Annotated in this window: 12 protein-coding genes; 6 read left to right on the top strand and 6 right to left on the bottom strand. The window is 49.8% G+C overall.

From position 1 onward, the window contains the following. Positions 1 to 37 precede the first annotated feature (37 nt). Both Enr17x_RS27235 and Enr17x_RS27240 read left to right on the top strand, forming a co-directional pair. Positions 38 to 481 carry a hypothetical protein gene (locus tag Enr17x_RS27235; protein ID WP_145313256.1) on the top strand — a complete coding sequence of 148 codons (444 nt, stop codon included), beginning with the start codon at positions 38 to 40 and terminating at the stop codon, positions 479 to 481. Positions 482 to 718: 237 nt separating this feature from the next. Further along, positions 719 to 1,711 carry a Gfo/Idh/MocA family protein gene (locus Enr17x_RS27240; RefSeq protein ID WP_145313257.1) on the top strand — a complete coding sequence of 331 codons (993 nt, stop codon included), beginning with the start codon at positions 719 to 721 and terminating at the stop codon, positions 1,709 to 1,711. A 136-nt stretch (positions 1,712 to 1,847) separates the two neighbouring features. On the opposite strand, the gene infC is transcribed toward Enr17x_RS27240, so the two are convergent. Next, positions 1,848 to 2,354 carry a translation initiation factor IF-3 gene (infC, locus tag Enr17x_RS27245; RefSeq protein ID WP_145314212.1) on the bottom strand — a complete coding sequence of 169 codons (507 nt, stop codon included), beginning with the start codon at positions 2,352 to 2,354 and terminating at the stop codon, positions 1,848 to 1,850. A 327-nt stretch (positions 2,355 to 2,681) separates the two neighbouring features. Further along, on the bottom strand, positions 2,682 to 5,090 hold the full coding sequence (locus Enr17x_RS27250; protein WP_232100870.1) for a TolC family protein: 2,409 nt from the start codon (positions 5,088 to 5,090) through the stop codon (positions 2,682 to 2,684). Between the two features lie 512 nt (positions 5,091 to 5,602). On the opposite strand from Enr17x_RS27250, the gene Enr17x_RS27255 reads away from it, so the two are divergent. Further along, positions 5,603 to 7,666: an efflux RND transporter periplasmic adaptor subunit gene (locus Enr17x_RS27255; RefSeq protein ID WP_145313260.1), complete on the top strand. Its 2,064-nt coding sequence runs from the start codon at positions 5,603 to 5,605 to the stop codon at positions 7,664 to 7,666. A gap of 12 nt (positions 7,667 to 7,678) precedes the next feature. Here Enr17x_RS27255 and Enr17x_RS27260 read toward each other — a convergent pair whose 3' ends face one another. Next, the gene (locus Enr17x_RS27260; protein ID WP_145313262.1) at positions 7,679 to 8,917 is read right to left on the bottom strand and encodes an FG-GAP repeat domain-containing protein; all 1,239 of its coding nucleotides are present in this window, start codon (positions 8,915 to 8,917) and stop codon (positions 7,679 to 7,681) included. A gap of 368 nt (positions 8,918 to 9,285) precedes the next feature. On the opposite strand from Enr17x_RS27260, the gene Enr17x_RS27265 reads away from it, so the two are divergent. Both Enr17x_RS27265 and Enr17x_RS27270 read left to right on the top strand, forming a co-directional pair. Further along, positions 9,286 to 9,720, top strand: a complete 435-nt coding sequence (locus tag Enr17x_RS27265; RefSeq protein WP_145313264.1) for a hypothetical protein — start codon at positions 9,286 to 9,288, stop codon at positions 9,718 to 9,720. 72 nt (positions 9,721 to 9,792) lie between these two features. Next, positions 9,793 to 10,911: a hypothetical protein gene (locus Enr17x_RS27270; RefSeq protein ID WP_145313266.1), complete on the top strand. Its 1,119-nt coding sequence runs from the start codon at positions 9,793 to 9,795 to the stop codon at positions 10,909 to 10,911. A gap of 22 nt (positions 10,912 to 10,933) precedes the next feature. Here the strand turns inward: Enr17x_RS27270 and Enr17x_RS27275 are convergent, their stop codons facing one another. The 3 genes from Enr17x_RS27275 to Enr17x_RS27285 form a co-directional block, all read right to left on the bottom strand. After that, the gene (locus tag Enr17x_RS27275; protein WP_145313268.1) at positions 10,934 to 11,293 is read right to left on the bottom strand and encodes a hypothetical protein; all 360 of its coding nucleotides are present in this window, start codon (positions 11,291 to 11,293) and stop codon (positions 10,934 to 10,936) included. 12 nt (positions 11,294 to 11,305) lie between these two features. Then, on the bottom strand, positions 11,306 to 12,211 hold the full coding sequence (locus Enr17x_RS27280; protein ID WP_232100871.1) for a DUF58 domain-containing protein: 906 nt from the start codon (positions 12,209 to 12,211) through the stop codon (positions 11,306 to 11,308). Between the two features lie 99 nt (positions 12,212 to 12,310). Then, entirely contained in the window at positions 12,311 to 13,018 is a 708-nt protein-coding gene (locus tag Enr17x_RS27285; protein ID WP_145313272.1) for a 3-keto-disaccharide hydrolase, read from the bottom strand. A 277-nt stretch (positions 13,019 to 13,295) separates the two neighbouring features. Here Enr17x_RS27285 and Enr17x_RS27290 point away from each other — a divergent pair, with 277 nt between their 5' ends. Beyond that, entirely contained in the window at positions 13,296 to 14,771 is a 1,476-nt protein-coding gene (locus tag Enr17x_RS27290; protein WP_145313274.1) for a sulfatase family protein, read from the top strand. The last annotated feature ends 46 nt before the right edge of the window (positions 14,772 to 14,817 follow it).

Genomic DNA, 14,817 nt, shown 5'->3' on the forward strand with positions numbered 1-14,817 from the left:
ACTCACTCAATAAATCAAACGTTGAAAGAAGACTTCGATGAAACTGATCCTAAATCAATTGCTCTCTTATGTCGCTCTATGCTTCCTTACCTTGACATTGGCAGGTTGTGGAGGAAACGCCGATGGGCCCAAGCTGGTCACGGTCTCCGGAAACATCACTCTCAACGGCGAGCCACTTCCTGAAGGGGATGTCATCTTCCGCGCTGCAGACGGGAAGGGACACGCCTATGCCGGTAAAATTAAAGACGGTTCCTACTCTATTGAAACAGAAGTCGGAACAAAGAAAGTCGAAATCAAATCCATGAAGGAAGTCCCGGGAAAGACGACTGAAGACAATCCGGGGGAAGTGGTCAATGCTCGAGAGCAGGTCGTACCCGCGAAATACAATTCAGAATCCACGCTGGAATTCACAGTAACAGAAGCAGGATCAGATAGTGCTGATTTTGCATTAGAGGGAGATCCTCCAAAGCCCAAATCATGACGCGTGTGCTGTAGGTCGAGCATACTCATTGCTCCCCAATATAAGCCAACAAGAAATTCCGCTTCTACCCTGTATTGACAAGAATGGATTGTCTATACTCTGACCATGAAGATTCGACCGGCGTTCATGTCTTCCCAAAGCATGAACGTCGCGGGTCAGCGCAATTTCGTGCTGATGAAAACGGATTCCTTTCTAAATCATTTCTTCTACGTCTAACAGAGTAACTATAGGCATCACATGAGCGATAAAGTCCGCTGGGGCATTCTGAGCACAGCCAAGATTGGAACACTGCAGGTGATTCCTGCGATGCAAAAAGGGCGATTCTGCGAAGTCACTGCGATGGCATCGCGCAATCAGGAGCGGGCACACCAGGTCGCTACGGAACTAGGGATTCCCCATGCCTATGGTTCTTATGAAGAATTACTGGCAGATCCCAATATCGATGCCATTTATAACCCCTTGCCCAACCACATGCACGTACCCTGGTCGATCAAAGCCATCGAAGCAGGCAAACATGTACTCTGTGAAAAACCAATCGGATTATCTGCAGTGGAAGGACAACAATTACTTGATTGTGCTGCCGCACATCCGGAACTGAAAGTGATGGAGGCCTTCATGTACCGCCATCATCCCCAATGGCAACGGGCTAAAAATCTGGTGCAGGAAGGAAAAATTGGAACGCTGCGTACCATCCAATCCTTTTTCTCTTACTTTAACGACGACCCTCAAAACATCCGCAATCAAAGCGACATCGGTGGCGGCGGCTTAATGGATATTGGCTGTTATCCAATCTCACTATCGCGGTTTATTTTCGATGGTGAGCCCCAACGCGTTTCCGGCATTGCCGAATACGACAGTAAGCTTGGCACAGATCAACTGGCTTCGGCCACCCTCGACTTTGAAAACGGAACTTCCACATTCACCTGTTCGACGCAACTCAACCCGTATCAGCGTGTCCAGATCCATGGAACCACGGGCCGTATCGAAATCGAAATCCCGTTCAACGCGCCCATCGATTGTCCCTGTAAAATCTGGCTGCAGACAGGAGATGAAATCGAAGAGATCGAACTGGAGCTTTGTAACCAGTACACAATTCAGGGAGACCTGATGTCGCAGGCAATCCTTAACGACAGCCCTGTCCCCACGCCGCTGAGCGATGCCATTAGAAACATGCGAGTGATTGAGGCGATCTTCGAAAGTCATCGCAGTGGCAACTGGATCGCGCCTTAATTCAATCTGGCTCTTGCGCACTTCGAAGGTCTGTATTCTGTAACTTGAGATGCGCGCAAAGCGAACCAGTGGGGAGAATCCTCTTTTTGAGTTCCACTTCTGGTCCGTCTAGTTATCGCGCTGAGAGAAAGCGAGATTAACGGGGTGCCAGCACCATAATCATATTCCGACCGCTGGCCATCGTAGGTGCCTGCTCTACTTTGGCGATTTCAGAAAGTTCTTCCTGAATGCCTCCCAGAATCGTTCGGCCCAGTTCATGGTGCGCATTTTCACGACCACGGAACATGATATTGAATTTGACCTTGTCTTTCTGTTCCAGAAATTTACGGGCACTTTTCAGCTTGAACTCAATGTCATGCTTCCCGATTTTCGGACGCATCCGAATTTCTTTCAGTTGGACCTGATGCTGCTTGGTGTTTTTGCTGGTCTTTTTTTTACGCTCGTACTTCAGCTTGCCATAGTCCATAATCCGACAGACCGGGGGTTTCGCATCTGAGGCGACTTCAACCAGATCGAGGTTTGCCTCCATAGCCAACTTTAAAGCTTCAGCGGTAGGAATCACTCCTAGTTGCTCCCCGTCTTGATCAATGACCCGTACCGGACTAATCCGAATCTGGTCATTAAGTCTCTGCGTTGTTTCGATTGCTTGTTTCTCCTTGTAAAGAAAAAAGAAATAGGTTTCGTATCTTGCGTGAAAACAACCAGTCAGCAAGACACACTCGTATTATTACCGTCTCTATGAAAAAAAGAACATCTCAAAACGAGATGTCTGTGCCATACGCCTGAATCCAGAAGATTCATCTAGCTAAACTATACTGGTACTTCTTAACTTATATCAATCCTGAAAGCGGGGCAAGTAACATCGATACACTATTTTTAGTGAAAATTTGAGGTTTGACGAAGATTTCTGGACGGCCGTTGGCGGTTCAGTCGCGGATGTGGTGGGAATAAAAGCTCCCTGAGCCCATTCCTACTCAGCTTCTTTTAAGGGAAAACGTTGTACTTGATTCGAAAAATCCCTCAAATTTCGCCGTTTTGTTTCGGGTATCGGCACTGGCTCCCAGCGAGGTCCCGCGTTTCGATACCCCTGAAACGGGTCCTGCCCTTGTGAGCCGCTTCGGACCGGAAACTCCAAGGTCTGCCTCTGTCGTGCAGTCCGTAAACTTGGAGTGCCGGCTCGTTCCATAACAGGCTGGAAATTTTGCTCTGCCTGCTCAATGACAGGGGGAGGCGTGATTGGATTCGATACATTTGCACCACCAAAGGCGTGCTGTAAAGCCTGATCCGGCCCCGGAGGGAGCGTCTGTTGTGATTCAAATTGCTGTTCGGGTTCGTTTCTGTTCTGCATCCCTTCCAGATTTTGGATCGGATTCTGTGGCTCAAGTGGCTCACTGAAATCGATCGATTGAATTTTTTCTTCAAAGGATTGCACAGCGGCTTCACTGTTCACGCCTGGCACCGGAGGGACAAAATTTTCAGGCATCGGCTCGGGCGCTGGTTGTGGCTGTTCCGCGGGAACATCACCGGGAACGAGCAATTGAGGAAAGACTCCCTGTTCCAGGTTGCCGGTATAGGACGGCGCCTGAGCCATTGTTCGGACACGACCTCGTAAACGTTCCCGCTCGGCAGCATCGGCATACGCTTTTTCAGGCCAACGTCCTTCTTCCAGGTAAATGCTGTTGTATGCAAGCAAAGATCCTTTTTCAAACTGGATATTCTTGACTGCCAGAGAGTATTCGACCAGAGACCGATAATAACTGCCGTCCGCTTCGGCCTGACGGCGTTGCGATTCCAGCAACAGATCCAGTGTCGCGTTATCTGATTCGTAAGCCGCCTGCACTGCCGCTACTTCCTGTCTGGCGGCATGACGACGATTATAGGTTGTTTGCAAAACGGAATATGCACGATCAACATCGGCAATGGCATTACTTAAGCTTTGTACGATAGTTCGTTCCTGTTCATGCAGAATGGCGCGATCGCGGGCCAATTGTAATTCTGCATGACGCATCGCCGCGTGAGCCTGACGTTTTCCCAGCGGGACGGAAAGTTCCAGCCCCAATTGCCATTCCTGAAAATCACCATCGAAGAGGTTATTGAGGGCTCCGTCAAATCGTCCGGGATCGTTACCATCAACCAGATAATTCCGGCCAAAGCCACGCCAGCGATAACGGCCAATCAAATCCAGTTCGGGCATCAGGAAGTTTTTGTTCGCCTGAAGTTCCAGTTCTCGTTTTTTGATTTGCCAGCGCTGGCGACGAATTTCCGGACGACGATCCAGCGCTTCGACCAGGGTTTCTTCCCAGTCAAATTCAACCCGTGCCAGTGAAGGTTCGTCGGCGGGACGAATTAAGCGACCATCATTGATGGGAATTCCGAGTAGCATACGCAAGCGACGTTCGGCAACATATACGCCATGATTGCTTTGAAAGGTACCGCCCTGACTGCCATTGTTGGTGTGTGTTCCGTTTAACAATCGACCACTTAAGGCGTTTTCGACTTCAGCCTGATAGCGGAAATATTGCTCGCGGGCTTGCGCTTCTTTTTCGGCTTCTCCGCCGCGCCGCCCGTTTTCATATAATGCACGAATTCTTCGCCAGGTCTCTAACGCAGAATCACGGGCCATAATTTTGGCATCCAGATCACGGTATCCGTAGTACAGATCCCAATAAGCATTCTCAACATCACTTACCAGATCACGAACTGAGATTTCAAATTCTCCCAGACTGATATCAGTATTAATCCGGGCTATGATGACCCCATTGATCACCCCGGGTGTGTTACTCGGTCCTGCCAGTTGGTTAAAATCAATTCCGCCCCCGCGTAACAACGGATGTCGAAATTCCATTTCGATGTTGTTCTGGTAGGCATGGGGAAACTGGTTACCCGGTGAATTGTTCGCATCGTAATCGATGTAATCTCGTAATGTAAATTCGGTTCCCGTCATGGCACGTTTCGTTAATTGCGCTTGAATAACCATCGCGTCCTGTCTTAACAGACGGGTTCCCCCACCGAAGAAGACGTTGTTTAACGCCTTGTCGTTTTTCTCAAAAAACGTGCTTGCGGAAAGTGTCGTATCATAGGCACTCAAAGCACCTTCGACGCCATAGCGGGGATCAGCTTCCGTAATCGCAGGATCATATTTCGTATGCAGGGCAGCCGGTGTGTTTAAGGAAACACCACCCACATCCCCCAAGACTTTGGAATGTTGTAATGCCAAATTCATGGCCTCTTCGAGCGTCAGGTCCCAGTAATCGGGTGTTGCTGAACTGGAAAGCATGGCGGGAGCCTGAGTACCAATCGTATCCCCTTCATCGACTTCTGCGACATTCGGATATTCGATTTCGGTCAGTTTCTGCTGGTAGACTTCTTCACTTTCCACGAATTCATCTTGGAATCTATTCTGATCCAGAAAATGGCTGCACCCTGGGCCCATCATGACTACTGCCGCTAACAGAAGCTTCATTCGGGCTATGAAACAGTTCATTGATTAACCTTGGTCAGAATGGACCATTGACACAAAAAGAGAGATACTCTCTCAACTCATCGGCATTCGAACACCTTCGCCCAAAGCGAATTTTCGACACATCTGGAATATTCCGCACAATCGGACAACCGGCAACAACAACCAAGACACCCCATTTTCCGCAAGCGACCTAAGCATCCATTTCAATTCCTGAAGTCGCAATTTCTAACAGGAACCGATCAGAGAAACTGCGCAATGATTTAAAGATGTACACTATTTACTTTAGGAAGCTTGGCCGCTTTTCCAGAGTCCGTCTGCATACATTTCCCGCTCCTGTGATAGGATGCAACAGAACTGGATCAATACCGGAAAGTAGCCTCGGTTGATGCAGGAAACGTCTTTTTGAAACCCTCATACACTTGAATCACATGACGACTGATGAATCCTCTTCCATAGAGAATCTCTGGCAGGAAATCGAAGAGCTGGTTCTGGGACTGGCTCAGCTCTCCCGGACCGAGATCGCGAGTCAAACATTTTACACGGAGCTCGTTTCGCGTGCCGTGCGTGGCATGTCTGCGCTGGGAGGAATTCTCTGGGTTCCCGGCTCCAGTGGAAACTGGGAAGTCCTGCACTCAGTCGGCGTGAATCCGGAAACGAATCCCAAGTCACCTCTTACTCCGCAGGAAAATGAACAACACCGCCAACTGCTTAAGGAAGCTCTGCAGGAAAATCGGCCGACAACGATTTTAGCCCATTCTGAATTATCTGAACAACACCAGGGGATCAATCCTCTGGATGAAAATCTCATCATGTGCCCGGTCGCCATCGAACACCATCCAGAACCGCGCACGGGCATTCTGGAAATCGTACACCAGCCACCTCAATCTTTTGCTGCCCAGGATGGCTATCTTCGTTTCATCAGCGCTTTATGTGAGATCTCTCAGGATTACTGTCAGCACAAACAATTACAGAAACTACAGGAACTCGAAGCCCTATGGGAAAAATTCGAGCGATTTTCGGAACACGTTCATTTACATTTAGACTCACAGCAAACTGCATATATTATTGCCAATGAAGGTAGAATCTTAATTAACTGTGATCGGCTCTCCGTCCTGCAGCGAACCGGCTCTACATACCGTTTGATCGCTGCCAGCGGCGTCGACTCTATCGAACGCCGTTCCGAGTCCGTCCAACGTCTGGAATCTCTGGTCGGCTGTATTCAATTGCTAAATCGCCCTTATTGGATCATGGAGGCGGAAGAGAAATATCCGCCTCAGATTACCGAACCGTTGCACGCCTATCTCGATCTGGCCTCTTCGCGTTCGCTGATGATCTTCCCACTGCAGCACATTACAGCAGAAAACTCGGGCGAAACTCCCGAAGCCCGGAAACAAACTCAACCCGATGCGCAGCAACTCACCATTGGTGCGATTGTGATTGAACAGTTCCACGAAGTCACACCCGGCAATACCATGCTTGATCGGGCGCTAGTAGTCTCGCGGCACGGAGGAACCGCCCTGTACAATGCGCTTCAGTTCGAGAGCTATCCCTTTTTCCCGGTTCTGAAGCACTGGTCGCATTCGCCGCTCCGCAAAAAAAAGATGACGTGGCGCAATCTGATTGTTACAGGACTGGTACTGGCCCTGATCAGTCTGATTTTAATTATTACGCCCGCCGATTTTACCATCGAAGGCACCGGCGCACTGCAGCCGGTTGAACAGCAAAACATTTTTGCGTCGGCGGATGGCATTGTCGACCAGATTCTCGTCCACCAAGGGGAACAGGTTGAAAGCGGCTCAACCTTGATTGTCTTGCGAGATTCTGATCTGGAACTGGAATTCAGTCGTATCCGGGGAGAGATTCAGACGGCTCAAAAACGCCTGGCGGTCTTACAGGCAGCACGACTCGAGTTGAATCCGACCGATGCGAACGCCTTACAACAGGCCAATCGCCTGACCGCTGAACAGGAAGAACTGAATGAACGTCTGAAAAGTCTGCATAATCAACGGGCCCTTCTCAAACAGCAACAGGATGCGTTGACTCTCAAAAGCCCGCTTCCCGGTGAAGTCCTGACTTGGGATTTACAGGAGAAATTACTGGCCCGCCCCGTACAACGCGGCCAGCGATTGTTAACTGTTGCCGATCTGAAAGGTCCCTGGGTCCTCAAAATGCAGGTTCCTGATTCCGAAATTGGTCACATCCTCGAAGCACAACGGCAGAGCAAAAGCCCACTCAACGTTTCGTTTCTCCTCTTAACCGATCCGGATCAGACCTACCAGGGCACTATCGAAACGATCGCAGCAACTGCTGAACCAGACAAAGATGGGATTCCCACGGTACAAATCACTGTGAAGCTGGATCGCGAATCGATCAAAGGGCTACGTCCCGGTGCCTCGGTACTTCCCCAGATTGATTGCGGCAAACGTGCACTGGGCTATGTCTGGCTCAGACGTCTGTTTGAAACAGTGCAACGCGAAGTCTTTTCCTTATGATTCACGTCGAGTCTATTTGACTGGATTTTCGTACCAGAACACACCCAGGCCTTTTTTCCGGTCCCGTTCTTCACAGGAAAGCACATCAAGATCACCGTCGGCATCGAGGTCCAGCAGCTCAATCCGATCAAATTTAATTCCCCGTGGCCCGCTGATCTCATGCGTCTGCCAGTCCCTCTTTGACCCGTTTTTCGAATAGCTCATCCAGAACATGCCTGATTTAGGTGGGTTCGCATTTCCGCAACTGAAAACCACATCAGGCTGTCCGTCCCCATTCATGTCTCCGACAGCCACTCCTTTGCCGTGCCCTGTATTGGCTGGAAATGGAACCACCTGCCTCTCCCACTTCAGCCCACTCGTATCCAGGCGACGGAACCAGAGCAATTCATCCGGGATACGGGTTGCCACCAGAATATCACTTAAGCCATCCTGATCAAGATCGGCCACACGGGCAAACATCACTTCCCGATCCTGGCCACCCACCCAGTGATTCTTCCAGGCAGATGTTGTTGAAGTCGCGAGGTCTCCCGGGTTTTCCAGCCAGCGACAGCCTCGCAACGTTCCTTTGCGGTCGGTCGTTAACAGATCCTGATCACCATCGCCGTCCATATCAATGGCAAACAGAGACATGATCCAGCCTGCGGGTGAAAGAGGCTTCCATTGATATTTTGAAAGTTCACGCGGATTCTCTCCGGGTTGAAACCAGCCGATCTGCGCTCCTTTCCCTTTCCCGGCGGCGACCAACTCCATCCCTGGTTGTTGATCCAACTGGGCGGGTATTGCAAACATCCACATCATTTTGCGTTGAGAGCTCGGCAGGACTTCCTGACGCCATTGATTTTGAAACGGCTTGTTTGCAGGTGGCCAATGGACAAACACTGACTGACTTTTTCCTTCGCAACAACTGATGACTTCCAGCCGACCATCACGGTCGAGATCAATCCAGGCAGCATCTTCCACCTGAGGAGTCGCACCAACAGTCATCGCCGGCCAGAGTTGTTTGACATGGTCCGGACCCGGATTGTGATAGATGCGTGTCTGGCTTCCTTCTTCCCAACCGGTGGCGATGTCTTGCAAACCATCTCCGTCGATATCAGCCAGTTTCACCCCGTCGGCGCCTCGGGAAGACTGATCTATGATATGAATTGCCCAAGGCGTGCCCCGTTCTGATTCCTCTGCTACCCCATTCGCCATGAGCAAGATCCACAACAACAGGCATAACCCTCCCGCGTGATTTCTGTCAGATCGCATTTTGAAAACCTCATGCAAAAGTTCGTCTATCTATTTTTGCTGATCTAGTATCCAATGCTGGTGGCGTTTTCGCAATGTTGCTTCGTATCACAAGTAATTATGAAAGTCATCGTCGGCCTCGGTAACCGTAGGATTCCTTAGTAAATTAAGGGTTTTTATCGTTTTTCCAATTCAAATTTCACTTCTGATTTCGTAACAGCCAGATAACCGGATCATTCAGAATAATCGATAAAGTTTCTCGTCAACGATAGCCGATCATCCTTAGGTACAGGCGATTGTACAACTGATGGTGATCAGCATGATGCCAGTCATCATTGGAACTATTGTGACAAAGGACTGTCACATTCCAACGGGGGAGGAAACTACGAATGCGCGCAGCATTTGTCTGCATAGTCATGATCCAGCCATTAATAGTGAGCTCAGGCTGCCAGTGCTTTAAGGCCAGCAATCTCTATTATAATCTGATCGATGATGTCAGCGACACGCAAATCTATGCAGACCGCTTCTATCGTCCCACCTGGGACCTGACGCGCATTGGCAAACCAGACTGGTGCCAATCACGATTTAACCGCTGGTGGTGTAAATGTTGCAGTGACTGCCGTCCACACTACATCAGCGCTGCACCAATTACCGACTACAGCAGTCAGCATGAGACTCACAGTGATGATCATGATGACCTGATCCCTCTTCCCGAACCATCGACTTTTGTGCCACCTGATCCGTTTCCGAATGAAGCGAAAACAGAGCCTACTCTGGAGGAAGGGCCAACACTTGCTCCTTCCGCCTCAGATCCCTCGCGTTAGTAGCCAATAACGGTCAGAACAGGTACATCACCAAGACAACAAAGTTGACAGCGGAAAGAAACAGGTCTTCACATGATTAAAATGGATAAGACACAATTGATTCAGCGGCTGACGATCCTGGTAATTACTGTCACAAGCACCATTTCAGTTCCTGTTTTAACAGCATCAGCACAACAACCACGAATCAAAGAGCGCGATGGCCAGAGCCCGGCCCTGACGAAGTCGGCTGCCGATCGGTATCTTCTCAAAGACACTGATCGGCAGCTGACAGAATTCCAACAGGAACAAAAACCTGTTGACAAGCAAATCAGAGTTCCCGACGAAGAAGATCTGATTTCAATGCTGTCGAAAGGATCTTCCACACGTGCGTCAAGGAAAGCCTGCCTGGCACAACTGCCTTTAAACCAGCTGACTCCCGCCAACCGCACAAATGCCGAATACGTTCTGAAAGATCTGAGCATGTTTCGGACGCTACCCAAGATTCATTTTGACGTGAACCACAGTGCCTACGCGTTTTTCATCGCTCATCCCGATGTCGTAGTGAGCATCTGGAGAGAGATGAAACTTTCGGAATTCCAGATGTGGCAGACCGGACCTTTCTCCTACGAAGTTGATGCAGGCGACGGAACTCTGGGCACATTGGAAGTCATTCATCAGACACCCAAAGAAACGATCGTACTCTGCTCGGGCGTTTATAAAAGCCCGCTGATTGCAAAGCCGATTTCAGCCAAAGCGCTGCTGCATCTACAGACGGAATACTTTACTGGTAATGACAAAAAGATAGACTCGGTGTCGCACCAGGTCACGATGTACGTTTCATTTCCTTCTCAGACTGTTGAGATGGCGGCCAAGATTCTGGCTCCTGTCAGCAATGTGATTCTGGATCGCAATTTCAAAGAAGTTTCGATTTTCATGCATATGATGTCGTTAGCCATGGAACGCCAGCCAGGCTGGGTAGAACGTATCGCAGGCCGACTGGAAGGGGTGCTCCCCATCCGTCGTCCGCAACTGCTCAAAGTCGCCGCCCGTGTTTACATTGATGGGAAAGCACGCCAAAACAAAATAGCTCCACCTCGCCTGCAACCACCGAAACCCATTGACGTGATCACACAAACCAGCGACGAAGCACCACGAAAACTCCCCCCCAATATTCGTGTACAGCCAGTAAGCCGTGCTCAAAGTCCGATGTAATTGAATGGGCTCGACTGCCTGATTAACGTCGCGGAGCGCGCTTCTTCTTACGAGGTCGCAGTACAAAACCAACCACAGCGAAGACGATAATCAGGGGAACCGCAATTTTGGGACGATAGGCAACACCAAAGATCGCCAGAATCAACCCCACAAAAAACCAGGGAGAAACATTGGCCCAAGCCGCTTCCCTGTTTTTCCCCGGTAGCGCCAGCCAGAATGCAAACATCAGCAACCCAACTCGCATGAACGCCCCTGTAGCCGCCACTTTCTGAGCGAACTGCTCGATGGTCACGAACTGATGCAGGTAACCCGCTGTGAGCAGGCAGGCAAGTGAGATCACGCCGACCATGGTGCGGTTAATGGGTATTTTTTCGCCTGACATGATTTCAATCAATCACTTTCGTCCGGGTCGCGTTCGCTGATTCAGAAAGGCACCGAGTGCCAGATGATAAGGATCGGTCGTACGGAACTTGAGATAATCCACCTTGACTGAACCGCACTGCCGGGACAACGTGTCGCAAAATTCCTGATACTGCTCAAGATAGCGTGCCCTGAGTTGGTGGGGATCAACGAGTTGATGATGACCACTCCGTTCCAGACTGCGAAACTGGGTCGGCTTGCTGAATGGGAACTCTTCCTCTTCCGGCGTCACGACTTGAAACAGAAGTACTTCGTGGCGGTCATGTCGTAACTGTTTTAACGTGGTTGTTAACGCTTCCGGTTCATCAAAACAATCGGAGATCAACACCACCAGGCTACGACGTTTGATCAAAGGCAGCACTTCATTCAAGACCGTGGAGATCGCCGTCTCATGCCGCGGCTTCGAGTTCTCCAGGATCTCCAGCATCTGACCAAAGTTCTTCGGATTCGCTGATGGTTCAATAAAATCACGCCGTGCGTTGTCAAACGTAATCAGACCGACCGCGTCACGCTGACTCAGCAATAGATATCCCAGTGCCGCCGCTAACTGACGTGCATAATCAAACTTACTGAGCGTCTTACCCGCGTAGGCCATGCTGCCGGAACAGTCGAGTAACAGATAGCAGCGTAAGTTCGTCTCTTCTTCGAATTCTTTAACGTAATACTTTCCAGTTTTGCCGTAAGCCCGCCAGTCGATGTGTCGAATTTCATCGCCGGGGTAATACTGCCGATGCTCCACAAATTCGACACTCGCTCCTTTATAAGGACTTTTGTGCTGCCCCATCATAAAGCCTTCGACAATCAGGCGCGTGACCACTTCCAGTTTGCCAAAGCGGGCCAGCGCAGTCGGGTCAGACAGTGGTGCATCCGATGAGGGCATAAAGTGAAGTTTCGTTAAAAATTCAACGGCGATAAAACAGAAAGCGCAGAGAGCCGACTCTCTACGCTTTCTGTTCATTCAGATTTAGACTCGCTAAAGCTAGTCCAGCTCTTTAATAAACACGTTACGAAAATAAAGTGTATTTCCGTGGTTCTGTAATTCAATCTGGCCCGTTTCATAAATCGGCTTATCGCGTTCCCAATAGTTTTCCAGAGTCGTATCATCGACTACCAGCTTCCCATTCAACCAGACGCTGACTTTCTCACCCACCATTTTGATCCGGAACGTATTCCATTCCCCCACAGGGTTATCTGCTGTCAGCAGAGGCTTATCGGGATTCTTTTTATTATTGTACAACCCGCCGGAACCAACGCCGTTGGCTGCCTTCACTGCGGGGTCCCAAATCTGAACCTGGGGTGATCCTCGCAGATAAATGCCACTATCTCCATCTTTCTTGATTTTCCAGTCTACCAACAAATCAAAGTTTTTGTAGTCCTTAGCGGTACACAGACTTTTCCCTTTGCCATCAAAGACAATCACACCATCCACAATATTCCAGTGATCGCGCATCTCCTGATCTGCTTTTTTTTGTGCTTTCGCCAGTTCTTCCGGGCTCATTTTGGCGCGAGTCTTGGGGTTGCCTACCAGACCTTTCCAGCCAGTTAAATCCTTACCGTTGAACAAAGCCGTATACCCTTCGGGAGGCTGATTCAACTTACATTCTTCTGCTTCAGCGAAATTCAAGGCGGAAACAGCCATCAGCACAGCACACATTGTTGCGACACGTTTCAAGGTGGTCATAGTCATTGCTTTCATTCTGTTGTCAGTATACTTAGGCTCCCCACCAGCCGACTTTTCGACTCAGGCAGGAAGAGCGAACTCATCAAGAATTACTTAATTATCGAAAGGAATCCCCCCTGTCGCAAGCCAGTCCTGACCGAATTCGCACGTTTCGCATAAACTCCCCCGCTTTCCCAATTGCCGATTTGCGATTGGTCCCCCGGGAGATTAGAATCGATACGAAGCCTTACAGTAAATCATGCATCCGATTCCCGCCTTTTACTTCCATTGAGAAAGCAACACCATGTATCGATGTCTCTACGGAATGCTCTGCCTGCTGTTGTTGTTTGTTTCCGTCGAACCGGCCTCTGCTGCTGCGAAACAGAAAAATGTTCTGGTGATTGTCGTCGACGACCAGGGCTTTCAAGCCGGCTGCTACGGCAATAAAGTAATCAAAACCCCCGGTATCGATATGCTGGCTGAATCAGGAACCCGCTTCACGCGCGCCCATTGCACGACCGCCAGTTGCTCTGCCAGCCGCTCGGTGATCATGACGGGACTGTATAACCATGCCACCGGCCATTACGGTCACGCTCATGGTTACAACCATTTTAGTACCTACGCTACGGTCAAATCGCTGCCAATCATTCTGGAAGAAGCCGGCTATCGAACCTGTTCAATTGGAAAATATCATCTGGCTCCTGAGTACGTCTATCAGTTTCAGGAATATCGTAATAAAGGAGTTCAGGGAAACCGAAATTCAATCCGGATGGCGGCCAATGCCAAAGAGTGGATCACCGAAGACGACGATCGGCCGTTCTTCCTCTACTACTGTAGTAGCGATCCCCATCGCGGAGGTGGTCCCGACGGCTATTCCAATTTCAATGCCGACCCCGATCACTATCCCGGCGTGACTCCGATCACCTACAAGCCGGAACAGATCCAGGTTCCGCCGTGGCTTCCCAATCACCAAGAAGTCCAGGAAGAACTGGCCGAATACTATCAGGCTATCTCCCGACTCGATCAGGGGGTTGTCTCACTGATCAACACATTAAAAGAAACCGGCCACTGGGAAGATACGCTGGTCATGTTCCTCAGTGATAATGGCCCCCCGTTCCCGGGCGCCAAGACAAACCTTTATCAGCCGGGGATGAACCTGCCGTTAATCGTCCGCGATCCGAGCCAGAAAAAACAAGGCATCACCACCGACGCTCTGGTTACCTGGGCCGACCTGACGCCCACGATTCTAGACTACTGTGATGTAACACCGAAACCAGTGCCTCCCCTGCGAACCGTCGAAAATAACGGCAAACGCGTGGAAGGCAGAGGAAAACCGGTTCCCTACAAATTCCACGGCCGCTCTTTTTTAGGTGCTCTCGACAAAGAACAGGCCCCCGAATTTGACGAAAGTTACGCATCCCATACGTTCCATGAAATCACCATGTATTATCCAATGCGGGTCATCCTGAGTGGCAACTATAAGTATATCTTCAACATTGCCCATAAACTCCCCTACCCCTTCGCATCCGATTTATATCGGTCCCCCACCTGGCAGGGTGTTTTAAAACGGGGTGATAAAATGTTCGGCCAACGAACGGTTTACTCGTATCTGCATCGGCCCAAACACGAACTGTATGATTTGTCAGTCGATCCCTACGAATCGAAGAATCTGGCATTTGAGCCGAAACACCAGGAAACTCTGACAAAAATGCAGGATAAACTGAAAGCCTGGCAGAAAAAGACCAAGGATCCCTGGTTCCTGAAGTGGGAATATGAATGATTAGCCCCAGATTAACGCTTGATCCAGCGTTATTGGGATCGAATTC

Source organism: Gimesia fumaroli (genome assembly GCF_007754425.1).
Classification (GTDB): domain Bacteria; phylum Planctomycetota; class Planctomycetia; order Planctomycetales; family Planctomycetaceae; genus Gimesia; species Gimesia fumaroli.

What these genes read in the sequence shown, in the direction of transcription:
- Enr17x_RS27235 (WP_145313256.1), top strand. Translation starts at nt 38, where the DNA reads ATGAAACTGATCCTAAATCAATTGCTCTCTTATGTCGCTCTATGCTTC.
- Enr17x_RS27240 (WP_145313257.1), top strand. Translation starts at nt 719, where the DNA reads ATGAGCGATAAAGTCCGCTGGGGCATTCTGAGCACAGCCAAGATTGGA.
- Enr17x_RS27255 (WP_145313260.1), top strand. Translation starts at nt 5,603, where the DNA reads ATGACGACTGATGAATCCTCTTCCATAGAGAATCTCTGGCAGGAAATC.
- Enr17x_RS27260 (WP_145313262.1), bottom strand. Translation starts at nt 8,917, where the DNA reads ATGCGATCTGACAGAAATCACGCGGGAGGGTTATGCCTGTTGTTGTGG.
- Enr17x_RS27265 (WP_145313264.1), top strand. Translation starts at nt 9,286, where the DNA reads ATGCGCGCAGCATTTGTCTGCATAGTCATGATCCAGCCATTAATAGTG.
- Enr17x_RS27270 (WP_145313266.1), top strand. Translation starts at nt 9,793, where the DNA reads ATGATTAAAATGGATAAGACACAATTGATTCAGCGGCTGACGATCCTG.
- Enr17x_RS27275 (WP_145313268.1), bottom strand. Translation starts at nt 11,293, where the DNA reads ATGTCAGGCGAAAAAATACCCATTAACCGCACCATGGTCGGCGTGATC.
- Enr17x_RS27280 (WP_232100871.1), bottom strand. Translation starts at nt 12,211, where the DNA reads ATGCCCTCATCGGATGCACCACTGTCTGACCCGACTGCGCTGGCCCGC.
- Enr17x_RS27285 (WP_145313272.1), bottom strand. Translation starts at nt 13,018, where the DNA reads ATGACTATGACCACCTTGAAACGTGTCGCAACAATGTGTGCTGTGCTG.
- Enr17x_RS27290 (WP_145313274.1), top strand. Translation starts at nt 13,296, where the DNA reads ATGTATCGATGTCTCTACGGAATGCTCTGCCTGCTGTTGTTGTTTGTT.